Consider the following 13,690-nt stretch of genomic DNA (forward strand, 5'->3'; position numbering starts at 1 on the left):
GTTTTTAAAGATTTGTATTTTCTGATAGTTGTACCTCTATGTTTTGCTTGACAATAGATTCTGTTAATGCTGTTCCTCCATTTTTCCACATTCTGTAATCAAAGTGAATGTTTAGGTTTTCCTTTGGAATTATTTTGCTGTTTAGCATAATTAAAGCCTGTGAATAATCTTTAGAATGCAATACTTTATATCCAGTTTTAGGATTTAGTGATTCATCAACAACTACAATTGAATCCTTGATTTCTTCCAAAGGCATTTTTGGAATATTAAATGGCTCCGGATTACGAACTAAAAGAGCGATGATATTACCGGTATTTGTGTCGATAATTTTATTAACCTCGGTATTTTGTGCCGGATCAAGAGGAGACATTTTTAAGATTCCTTCAATGGCACGGTCAAATGAATGCTGGTATTTTGATGCCATTGAATCACTTAATGTGTTAGCAGTATTTTCTACAGAAACCAAATGATATAGGCTGTCAATTTGTTCCTGAACTACATTCAGTTTGACATCATACAATGCTCTTTGTGATTGATCTTCACTTAAATAATAACTTTCAATTTGTTCTTTGAAATCTTTGTAACGAGAGGTCTGGAAGCCGAATTGGTGTACCAATACGTTTTTGCTTAAGCTGGTAGTTCCATTTTGTGCATCATCAAAAAAGTTATTTACTAAAACTGTATAAAGTTTAGAAGGTTTTAAATCAGTTAATTTTACTTCGTATCTATATGATTTTGGTTTTAAAGGCTGGCCCCAATCTAAAGTACATCTCATTGCTGATTTGTCAGTAAGAATGTTGTTTATCAATTGAATACCTAATGGAATTCTAGGATCATTATCGTCTTTCCAATCATTAATTGTTTCAATTGGTTTTGGATATGCTATTTCTTCATTTTTAAACGGATATTCGATAAGTAAATCAGTCAGAGGATCTTTAATAAAAAGATTTATTTTTCCTTTTATTTTAGGTACGTTTTCATCATTATATGGTCCCCAATCTTTAAACATGTGATATGCATAAGGATTTGTAAAAAACAAAGAAACTTTGCATTGTTCATTTCCATAAAAAGCAGGTTTCGATTGTAATAAACTTCCATCAGCATTTGGGTAAGAACGATTGTAATCTAAATATTGTCTTAATGAAGTCAATGGCGATTTCGACAACTCAGTCAACTCGTTTTTAACTGGCGGCTGTTCATTAGGCTTTACTGGTTTATCAGGAACCGGATAATGACCTACTGGTCCTAAAGTTTTAAATCCATAGAAATAATTAAAATCTTTTGTGTCTTTGTCATCTACTGTGTCAGTTAAAGTGAAGTCTAAACAATACGTTGTATTTGGTCTCCAAATTGGCTGAACAGTATGTTCTACTGCAGTTTTCATTGCTTCTCGATCGTCTTCTACAGCATCGATTTGAGGAATGGTTGTATTATGGAAATAACTTTCTTTACTCAGCCATTCAACACTTTGAATTGAAGTTGTATAATCCAATTCAGGATCTTCTTCAGCATTTCCGTTAGAACAAATGATCTCATTAATCGAAATTAATTTTGAGTTTTTTGGAGCTCTCATATAATTTACTTTTTCAACTAATGAAATTGTTGTGAAACTTGTTATTTCAGTTGTTAAAGCTGATGCAGAAGTAGTTATGGTAACAGTTTGTTCAGGATATAAAGAACAATTATTAAACTGATCTGTAAACAATGAAAAATAAACACCTTTTTCTTTTGGTTTAGATGAAAGCATCAGAATTTCATTTTGAGAAGGTTCATTTTGAAGATGAATAATCGACGCATTTTCTACATTGCTTCCTCTTTTAATTAATCTTGTAAGTGCTAATGCTGAACTAAATACAAATAAATACTTTGTGTTATAAGCAACAATCGAATTATCTGCCAGAGTACTGTTTGATAAATAAATTGGAGAATCAAAAACCGTATCTTGGTTTACAATATCTAATGAATTTCCTGTAATTTGAGCTAAACCAAATTTTTCATTTGAGAACTTAATAGTAACTAAAACTTTTCCGTTTGCAACAACAGCATCAATAATTTCAGATACCGAAGGATCAGAAATAACTTTTGTATCCATTACCTCAATTGCATTTGTACTGGTATTAAGATTAAAATGAATAATCTTTTTGTCTTTAGTAACTAAACTAAATTCAGCAGCATTATGCTGCAGCACTTTAATGACAGTTCCATTTACTTTCACACGCTTAATAAGAGCACGATCGGTTCCGTTAACCCAATTAATCTGTGTTTCGGTTTCTAATGCATTAACCCAAAGCAATTCGTTATTTGCAAGAGATAATACTTTGTTAAATCCTAAAGAATAGCTGTTTAAATACTGTACTCCGGAACTTAAATTCAGTTCATCATCAAGCTCCGTAATAGTCATCGCTGCAATAGGGGATGTACAGCCAATAATAAGATCAAAATCAACAATAGCTTCTCCAATTACTTTACATTGCTTCGCATTCAATGCCTGAGTGATTAGTAAATTACCATTTACAACCTGCATAGAAGTAACAACTCCGTTTAATAAACGTTCTCTTAAAATAGCTCCTTTTGAATCAATTTGTAACAGAACCGTTGTATCAACTTTCGGATGAAAAGCAATAATGTAGGTGTCATTGAATTTAATTACTTTATCAAAAGCATAAGTGTTTTTTCCTTTATATCCATAATAATTTGTAAAAGTCAATTTATTTGGAGCACCTACAGATGGATTATCATTTCCGGCATTAATTTTTAATGATGCTAATTCAGCTAATAACTCATTATATTTAGTCATATTACCAGGTAAAGAGATAGAAACTTCACCCGTTTCGCTGCTGTATGTCTCGTTAAATAAAGTGGCTATTTCATTTCTAATTTCATAAATACGTTTTGCATAAGGCGATAAAGGAATAATTACAATTTTATCAATTTTGGTTTTTGATATTGGTTCATTTTCTTCACTTAATAATTTTATACATTTTAACAATTCAGCTTTAGTGTAAGTCAAATCATATTGGGCTGTATCAGTATCTGTTTTTTTAAGTTTAATTGGCTTATATGAAACTGATTTTGCATTATCTTCTGTAACAGCAGTAAAGGCTTTTATAACAACTTCTTTCGCCTGAGTTGTTATTTGGAAAACCGGTTCAATTGCTGAATCAGGAAAAATAACTTCTAACTGATTATTGTTTTTGAAAGACAAAGATTTATTGTAACCATGCGGGTTTGATTGTCCCGAAATACTCATAAAATCTAAACCTTCAATTGTATTATCTTCAGTGATTTCTGAAAGTTCTCCAATTAATTTAAAAAACAATCCATTGATTTTATCTGCTTCATGTTGAGATGGAACATAATAACGTAAACCAATTTTTTTGTTAAGGAAATCGGTATGTTTTGGTTCAATTGCCACAGAAGGACAGAATAATTTAGATGAAGTGATTCCGAATTGTTCCGGAACGTGCCATCCAGGTTCAGCTGCACTTAAGAATGAAAATGGATTGGTTCCTAATACACGAATACTATCATATTGATCAATTGCCTTCTGCCATTGTGCCCAAGGTAAATTGCTTAAATCTTCTGCTGCATCAATATTTTTTACAGCTTCAAATGGATAATAATCTTCCCATGTTGAACCATTCCATGATTTTATATCAATAGATTTAATTGCATATTGATGTTTCACCTGACGTGGTTTCTTAGCTGTTTTAGGATTATCGTCTTTTGGAGGCATAAAATCGGTATAGTTTTTAGCATCGCCGGTATAACCTCCAATTTTGTGTGACAATTCAGGATTTGGTAATACTCCTTTTGCCATTTTAATATCGATGTATGTATCTAAAGGAATGATTTGTGTAATAAGTTCTGCTTTAGGCATTCCATTATGAAACTTATTTGGATCATAGTCATTATCATCTGTTGATTTGAAATAATCAAGTGCAAAAGCTTGATTGGTAAGCATGTGAACTCCTTTTACATTTTCTAAAGTTCTGTTGTCAACTCCATCACCAAATGTTCCTTTAGGCAGCGGGCTGTAAGGTGTACGATCAACAACTCTGTTAATATCCCATTGAATTTCGACTACAAAGTTTTTACGGACTCTTATAAAACCAATTTTTACGCGAACACTCAACTCCAGTTTAGCATAAATTAAGAATGGTTTAAATGATTCTACAGAGAAAATAGTATCTAAAACAATCTCGACATTAATGATCCAAAGTTTAATTTGAATACCTCCGCCGGCCGTAATATATCCACCCATTTGCGGACGTTTAAACGAAATTTTTCCACCAAGTTCCAGATATGCCCACAGTTTTACTCTGGCAGGACCAAAGCTTTTATCTAAATTGAAATCTAATCGGGCACCGGCTTCAATTCCCTGAGCCGAAAGCATTATAAAGGCTTTAGCACTAAATAAGGTTAATATATCGGCTTGGATAGGATTCTCTTTTGTTCCAATGTTTACATACCAGGGCTTTTGATTTTTAAAGAAGAATCCGGCTTCTAATAACGCATGAAGTTTAAAGATTTCACCGCTGTCTTTTGGAATACTAAAGTCTGCTCCGGCTGCCAGTTCTAATGAATCATCACCAAATGCAACCATTGCAAAGAATGGAGGATTACTTGGATCATCTTCAATAAGTCCTAATCGTCCGGCAACAACATTTAATCCAGCTTCGATATAAAATAACGTAGGCAGAGACAATAAAAGCATTGCTCTTAAAGACAATACATGTCCGCCATCTGCAACGGTTCCAAAAGTAGCTCCGGCTCCAATAGAGAACGGAGAGTTGTATTGCATAGAATCTGGCGGTCCGCTGAATTTTCTAATATTAATACCTGGTTTTGGAGCTTTGTAAAACTCATACCAAGAATTATCTTTTTTCAATCCTGCTGCTTCTTTTGTCGCCACATATCTAAAACCTAGCAAACCTCTAAAAGCAGAAATAGCAAGAAATCCAAGTGGAATAGGAGTAGGCAGTTCGATATGAGCATCAATTAAGAATGCTGGATATTTTGGCATAAAACGCATTCCAACACCACCAGAAATTTTTGCTTTTGGCAGTTTTAAACCAACTTCACCAATAAATTCCGGTGATTTTCCAGGTTCAGGAAGCGAAATCATACCATTAATGATTGCCATTGCAGAAGCTTCCGTAGCTGTTCCCGGAATGATTAAGTCAACTTCAATAGTCTGGATTCTTAGGAAAGATTTTGCTTTACGATCGTCTTCATCATTGCCATCCGTAGGATAATAAAATTTCACACCTTCTCCACGAGCGTCAACTCCAAGCGGGTTGATGCTGATTGCACCGTCAAAGCCCCAGAAATTATATTTACGGCCGTTAATTTGGGTTGAACCAAAGCTGATGTTGGTAACAGCCATTTGAACTGGTCCAAGATTTACAGAAAGACTGATAGGAATAGGAATTGATCCTCCTTCAACTTCAATATTTCCATCACTGTAAATACGAAGTTTTTCAACATCAAAGCCCTGACCCTTCATAAGGTTTCCAATTAAAGAACCTTGAGGAAAAGAAATATGACATGAAGTTCCTATATAAAAGTCATCGTCTTGTTTTCCTAGTTCAAAACTGTTGAAATCAAATTGTACGAGATCGAATAAGTTTGCTGTCGGCTTATTTTCTTTAGGGAAAGAAGCGGTAAGATTGAAGTCGCCATCATCTTGTAAGTGACCTTCAAGATCTATTTTAAAAGCATCGTTGCCCTTTTTGAATTTTTCAATTTCTAAAGCACCCTTGATATTTGAACCAATTACTTTGTTTTGTTTAAATGAAATATCAAACTTATTGAAACCAATTTTGAAGCCTTTGTTTGACGAGCCAATTGTTTTCCAAAGTGTATTGTCGTATAACTCCAATAAAAAGTTCTGATAATCTTTAGCCTCTGTAAAAATATAAGTTGTAGAAGCTTCAATAGTTGGTGAATCTACCGAAGAAAGTGTTGTTAACGATAAAGGATAATCAAATGCATAAGGAGTTTTTTTAGTATTTAATTCCTGTAAAAAAACAAGTAAAGAGGCATAATCAGCAATTTCTTTTTTATTTGCCACACCACTTTGATCTTTTTCGAACATCGTGATGGGGTAATTAAAATTGAATTTGTTATTGAAATAATTGAATGCACCATTTGCACTTGGAACTGTTTCCAGATAAATATTCCCCGAAAGACCACCAGAACCTATTAATAAATCAGAAGCACCAATTTTTAATGTTGGAGTTGTACTTAATGGATTTTCTTCAATTTTGTTAAACCATGTTGAAGGCAAGGTAACTGAAACGGCACGCGCATAAACTCCAACGAAATCGTTTGGACGTCCGTCTGCATCAGCTTCAGGAATATTTGTTTTTTTGCTTAAATCTACTTTTAAAGTATCTAATTGAAGAATTAAACCAGTATTGCCAATCATGGCATATTCCGGTTTTAATGATCCGCCTAATTCTAGTTGATAACCAATTCCTTCTTCAGTATCAGCATATAATTGTGCCTGACCAAATACAAACATTGATTTTGTCGTTGGATCCGGAAGAGACTCACCTTTATCTGTAACAGGTTTTAAAATGTTTTGAGGAAACTCGATACCAGCACTTAAGGCTAAAGTTGCTTTTGCCTTTGGTGTAATAATTCTTTTAATATGAGCTTCGATACCATCTGGAACAATAATGTTGTAGAATTCCTGTAGTTTTTGTTTTGTTGCGCTTAAATCTGATTTTAAGATATAAGTTGCAAACAATAATAGCGAAACAGATTCTGTAATTGCCGGATTGTTTTTAATAAGCGTAATTACAGCATTAATAGATTGTTCAGTTCCTTCTGGGAATTCTAATTTTTGTACTCCAGTTAAATTCTCAATATCATTAATATCTGCTAAAAGCTGTTCGTATTTTGTTTTTCCTTCTTCAGCTTCAACAAAAATATTCAGCATGTGAGCCACAACTTGTTCTTCGCTGATGCGGAAAACTTGTAATCCTACCGAATAAAAATCTTTTACTGAAAAAGAAAAATTACTTGAACTGAAGGTTTTTAAGAAAGCTAAAATTTCCCATTGATATTCTAAAGTGATAGGGAATGACGAAATAGACGAATCGCCATCAAGATCTGGATTAAGGACAAGACCTAAACCAAACGGTAAAGGAATAGCAAGTTTTTCGCTTGTTACAATATCAAGACTGTAAAAAGCCGAGTCGCCGCGATGTCCTTTTGAATATTGTAAGTTTTTGTAATGAATTTTATTGAAAATGTCATTTAAGCCATTTTCTACAAAGGATAAAAACTCCGGTAAGTCATCTACGGTAATTACCTCAGATAGTCGAGGATAATACCTTGCCGTAGGAATTGGAGTCGCTGGAATTGGATTAGTTGGCATATTCTAATTTGTTTTTGACTTTAATTTTCGTTCGTGTTTTTGCATGATTAAATTCTTGTTTTGATAAACCAAATGAGGTATTCAAATAATGAATCGATTATTTGATGACCAGGTTTACAGTATTTTTTGATTTAGATAATGCCTCGAAAAAAGCAGCTGAAAAATTGATTTTTTTTGCAGTATTTTCCTTTTGATAGTGTAAAGATCAGCCTAAAAAAGAGGTTTAAAAAACAGCTGCTTAGTGGTTGAACATTGGTGTTCTGGGACTTTACAGAGTTGTAAAGAGAGTGGAGAGGATCAGGAATAATGAGATAAAAAACGTACGCTCAAAATTTTATAAATTTCTTCTTTATGTCTTTTTACTGAAGATGCAAGCATCTCACTTACTGATTTTTTAAATGAGATTCTGCATCAACAGAAAGTAAATTAAAGTATTTGTTTACGTGTTGTATTCTTTAATCTTATCTGATTTTTTCAATAAAAAAGGCATCTGTTGAGACACTTACATTTACTGCTACATTTTTTCCAGCTGAATTTGTGCTATCTGCGTATGTGTGCGTAATTTTTTCGACAATTTGAAAAGAACAATTTCCCACGTCTTGATTGTTAGAGTTATCTTGAGTTCTCGTGTTTTTAAAAGATTCCTGGATACCGATTCCATTATAATTGCCATTTTGACCAGTATTGTTGCGTTTTGAAAAAATTGTTGCGCTTGCGTTTTTTGTAAAAGTTGAAAGATGAGTTGTAGTGCTTAGAAAATCGTTACTATAAATAAGGTAATCCACACCTTGTGGTACAGTACCCCATATGTATCCATCAAAACTACCGTTTGTAACTCTTAAATAATACTCAACCTTAATTGATGTTGGCAATATATTTCCACTACCAGATTCAGTCCAATAAGTACTATAATACATGCCTATTCGACCAACAAAAATACTCGGTATAGTACCCAATGGAATGTTTCCAATTACTGTTGTAGTTGTATTTGTAATTGCTGAAGGCGTATATGTATTTACATTTGGTGGTAAATTAACTAAAAGAGAAATAATACTTCCGTCATCTTCAAGAAGTCTGTAACGTGCATTATTACGAGTTGTGAATAATTTACCAGAACTGTCACGTTCGATAGCCCCATTTTGAGCTGTATTTGTCAGAGTACCATTAGGTATAATTAAAGGAGGGGTATTTATAGTACCAGCTGCCAATGTAACTTTATTAGTAAAATTCCAAGGTCCGGAAATAGTTTGAGCCTGAGACTTAATCCATGTCCACCAGTTGAATAATTTGGAGCGACTAACAATCTTATTATCTTCAGATACAGTTTGCGTTATTTGAGTTTCTGAATCTGTAGCAATAACAGCCGTAAGTTTTCCACTCAAACCTTTTACAGTAGGAAAATCGGCAGATCCTTCTAAATCTCCTGCTAATTTTAGAGTTCCTTTTACAGATGGAGTCGCATCAACTGTTGCTGAGATACCTATGTAATCGATTAATCCTCCGTTATTTGTGTTATTAATAGCACGCATTACAAAGTGAGCGCTTTCTTCAGGTTTTAAAACTAGATTGTTAGCTCCTGGTATATTAAATTTAAAATTGCCAGATCCTAAGTTATGAAAAATAGTAACATTTGTTAAGCTTCCATTTTTTAAAATAAAGTCACGGCCATGATATAAATTTTTTGGATCTGTAATATTTAAGGATTTTAAACCTGTCATTCCTAGTTCGAATTTCAAGTATGATTTATCATCAACGTCAACCATGTCAATGTCGCCTATATAAAACATATGGAAGAAGCTTTTTGAGCTTTTGGTAATAAACTCATCCTGAGAGACATTATCAATCATATCTTTTAATACTTTTCCTTGTCTGGCATCTAATGCTTTTCCCTCAGTTGTGCAATCAAGTGCGTTGTATTTTTCGGTTTGAATATTGTTTACATCATTAAACTCCAGTTCACCTTTTTCGTTGGTTATTAAAATTTTGTTAGACTTATTTGTTTCTAAATCTGCCACTTTGATTCTGTTGTGATTTGTACTCATTTTTAATTAATTATTACGGGTTTTAAAATTTATAGGCGTTTATTAAGGCTTATGGGGGTTACCGTAATTTATTTTGGTTGATTTCTGCTTTTAGGAGGCTATTTTTTACCCTCTTTTTAATATGTTTTCAACCAAAATGGATTGTTTTAAAAATTGTGTTAGTGGCGTCACAATAGTTTTATTTTACAGAGTTTGTAAAATATTTTAGGTAATTATTGACTTTCAGAAAAGACAATAAAAGGTTAGGAAACTTAATATTTAAGTTCCTGATTGGGTTTTTAAAATGTGATTTTGAATTTTGTTAGATTATCATTTTCTGGGAAGGAAAATGATGTTTTAAGAGTTACCCAAAGACATTTTGTCCTTGGGCTTTTTATACTTTGTTTTCACGAGCGGGATGTTTCACGCCAGTGGAGGCTATTTTTCAATATGGATTTTGACCCATTTTAACTCTATTGATTCCTGTATTTACAATACTTTGTATTGTTTGTGGTGCCAATGTCTCAATCCAATTAGTCTCATCAGAATATGGTTTAGCTTCAAAAACATTAGGATTATCTCCCTCATCTAAATAAACAAATAAAAACGTATCACCTCCATATACATCAAAAGCATAAAAAGGACGATTTAAGATACGATTATTATCTTCCATATGTTCTCTTACCCATTCCTGCATTTCTTGTTGACTATCATTAGGGCCATAATCACAGACATAACAAAAATTACCTGCTAAAAATAATAATTCTTTTAATACTTTAGGAAAAGGACGATTATTGTTCCATACTAATTCCAATTGTTGTATTTCGGGTTCAGAGATACCTTTTATTTCAAATTTGAACTCTGTATCATTTGGATATGCAACAGGATTGTCTTTTAATTGTTGCAAATATTTTATAGTCATAATGCTTAATTATTTAATAGAATTTCTTCCAATGTTTTATAATCTTTCACTTTTTTATTCGATTTTATAGTAATGTTTAAAACTTTCCCTTCTTGCTTTGCTAATTGTTTTAAATATAACATATATCCTTGACAACTTTGACAGGAATAATAGGTGCTTTCCATTGTTATTTCAAAACGATTACCTTTATTCCAATGTTTTTCTAAAAAATTAAATACATATTTTAGCTCAGTATCATCATATCTTTTCCTCTTATTTATAATATCAATAGCTTTTTGCTTAAAAATATTAAAGCTTGCATTGTTTCCAGGTTCAGTAATGCTATTTGGGATATTATTATTAAAAACATCTTCAATAAATTTTTTCCATCCAGCTAAATAAGTCTCTTCAAAAGTATTAATTAAATTAGTATTATTATAGATCTTTGTCTCAACAAATAATTTATTCATAGATTGAAAATTTTTAATCTGCTTTGGATTTAATATTAGATCTTGCATAAAAGAAAAAGCGGTTCCATCTCTTAAAGCTCTGAGTCTATTCAAATCCAAATTGATGTTTTTAATTTGTTCTTCAAAGTTGAAAACAATTTGCCCTAAGTTGTTTTTATTTTTTATTCTTAATAAATCAATATGAGCATTACTCAGGTTACTATCAATGATTTTTAATATATCTTCTTCAAGTAGTTCATCTAATTGTCCTCTCTTCAAATAGCTCCCCGATTCAATTAGTAATTCTAGTTTTTTTGGTTGTTGAATACATTTACTAAATTTTATTTCACTAAAATCTTGAGGTAATCCATATTTATTTAAAAAAGCATATCTTTTTTCATAATTAATATTTTTAATAATAGGTTCTAAAGCAGGTTGATTGTTGAATCTTATTCTTGCATTTGTCATCTTCTGATTACAAATATAATCAGTAAATTTTGCTTCCTGTAACTCTCTTTCACTTAAGATCACCCAATTATTTATAAAACTTCCATCACGAATGCCACTTGCATTTCTACCATTGTTTAGTAATCTCCAAAATGCAAGATCATCAATATGTTGAAAATCTGTCATGAACTTTAACCTTTGAGCATCAGTAAAAACAGAATTGTATTTTAAAAGAATGTAATTAGTAGCATTCCCAAGATCTAAAGTGTTTAATTTGTTTCCAAATAAGGTTAAAGTTACTTCTTTATTACCTTTTAGTGTTGTCAATAAATTAATCATTTCTGGAGCAAGACCATGAGCGACACCAGAGGGTAAGGCTTTAATTAAATCTAAAACTTTTTCTGCTTCACTTACAGCATGGGCCTGTGCTGTTAAAGATAAACCAACTCCCAAAAAAGTTAAGGATATAAATATTTTTTGACATCCTTCTAAAATTTTTCTTTTAGCCTCATTATTTTCGGTAGTTATTAGATACTGGTTAATTTGCGTTAAAGAGCCAGCTGTAAGTGTGAAAATGTCGGATGCCCCTCTGAATCCTCGCCAAATTTCAATGGCTTCAGTGGGTTCAATTCCACCAGCTAATGCTCTTCCTATTTTAGTAGTATGTTTTAAATATTGTAAATCGCTAAGAATATTTGATCCTCCAGTAAAATAAATTAATAAAGCGTCAACGGTTAAATTTGCAGCTAATGCAACTCCGGCATCAAAATCAGCTAATTCATCATATTCTGTAATAAAATGAAAAAGAAAAGCTGGCATTGTTGCTGTTGTAGGAATCGATAAGTCAAGATTAGCCTCGTATCCCGAAAATGTAACTTGTTGATATAGATGAAATGAACCAAAGAAAGATTCTTTATCTTTATCTCTGACACTCCAAGTATCTACAACAGTAAGGTTTTTATTTATTTTATTTATTTTTATTTTTTTATCAGTTATTGTAGATTCGAAAAATTGTTCCTTAAACGTGAATAAGTCATTATCGTTTGACGAAGAAACAAATGTTAGCCAACTTTTTTTATTAAATTCCTGAGAATTAATATAAAAATAGTTTTCAGGATCAATACCTTTGAAATTTGGCCAAGGATTAGGAATAACGATACCTGGACGTATGTAATCTAAATTATATTTAGAAATTTTCCATAATTCGTAAATAGCAAATGCAAAATATTTTCTATTAGGCTGTTCATCAACAAACCAGTTTACAAAAGGATACCTTTCTAGTCTAGCATCGGTTAGAGAATCATATATCGCTTGAAAATTAGTTTTTTCGCCATTTTCTTTTTCAAGTAAAAAATCTAAAAAATCATTAGCATGTGATGGAGTAACTGATATAACAAGTCGAACGAGAAATTGCTGTTCTTCTTGTTCTAAATTAATTTTTAAATATTTTTTTATAGTGCTAATTATAAGATCATAAGGCAAAATGCTTAATGCTGATGGAGATAAAATTTCTAATAGAAATTGAAGCTTCTCTGATGTACGATAATATTCAAGACTTTTAGTGGAGTAGCATTTATCATAAAAATTATGCAAATTTGATAGGTATGATAAATAATCCTCATAAGTGGAAGTAGAAGAAAAAACAGCATCAAAACTTGCTCTTAAAGGAGTAAGATCTTGATTGGTTTCTCTATAGTAATAGCCCCAGCCTCTTTTTAAATCAAAAAGTAATTTTTCTAGATCAGTGAAACCGTGTGTAGGATCATTATAATCGATAATTCCATTTGCAACATCCTCTTCTTTATCAAAAAAATGTGTATGGGAAGCAATTCGAGGTATAATATCTCGATTAATTTCTCTAATTTTAAAAATAATCATACCCATCGCTTTCTTAATCAAGCTTTTTTGGATATTACTTATCGACCATGTGTTTATAAAATCGCCTAAATTTTTTTTATAAAAATAACCACCAGGTAATCCTGATTGATTATTAAGAACTATAACAGGATTTGCACCATCAGTATTAATTTTAGAATCAACAGTTCGAAAGTTTTCGACGATTGGTTGCAAATAGTTACGGACACCTTTGTTATCTAATGTGTTTTTTAACTTAAAAGTGTATTTTTTTTCGTTATAAAAATAATCATATGGTTCATCAAAATCAATTGTACTAACAGTTATTTCTTCATCTTCTGTAGCTAGATTTCTTTTAAAATTATATTTATCCAATTTATCAAGCGTAGGAATGGGTTCAATATTTTGGATATAGTTTAAAAATAGTTTTTCATTGTAATAGCCCGATAAATTAGGCTTTTTTCGATCTTCTCTTTTAAATTCATAATGTTGATGGTATCTGTAAGTCTCTGGAATTAGTGAATCAAAAGTAAATTGAATAAGAAAACCACTAACATCAAAAATTGGATCTTTGAATGAAGATAATCTAACAGGAGTTCCATCTCTTAAAATTGCAATATCTGTCATT

The 13,690-nt window shown here is 31.8% G+C and carries 4 protein-coding genes; all 4 read right to left on the minus strand.

The genetic code is table 11. From position 1 onward, the window contains the following. Window positions 1–4: 4 nt before the first annotated feature. A complete protein-coding gene (locus tag NLJ00_RS11190) occupies window positions 5–7,390 on the minus strand; it encodes a hypothetical protein (RefSeq protein ID WP_256637229.1) in 7,386 nt (2,461 codons plus the stop codon). Between the two features lie 461 nt (window positions 7,391–7,851). Further along, complete coding sequence (locus NLJ00_RS11195; RefSeq protein WP_256637230.1) at window positions 7,852–9,432, minus strand: hypothetical protein; 1,581 nt, start codon at window positions 9,430–9,432, stop codon at window positions 7,852–7,854. A gap of 424 nt (window positions 9,433–9,856) precedes the next feature. Then, a complete protein-coding gene (locus NLJ00_RS11200) occupies window positions 9,857–10,333 on the minus strand; it encodes a hypothetical protein (RefSeq protein ID WP_256637231.1) in 477 nt (158 codons plus the stop codon). Between the two features lie 5 nt (window positions 10,334–10,338). After that, window positions 10,339–13,689 (minus strand): hypothetical protein, encoded by a 3,351-nt coding sequence (locus tag NLJ00_RS11205; RefSeq protein ID WP_256637232.1) that lies wholly within the window; start codon window positions 13,687–13,689, stop codon window positions 10,339–10,341. Window position 13,690: the final 1 nt, after the last annotated feature.

The sequence above is a fragment of the Flavobacterium panici genome, assembly GCF_024499525.1.
Lineage (GTDB): Bacteria > Bacteroidota > Bacteroidia > Flavobacteriales > Flavobacteriaceae > Flavobacterium > Flavobacterium panici.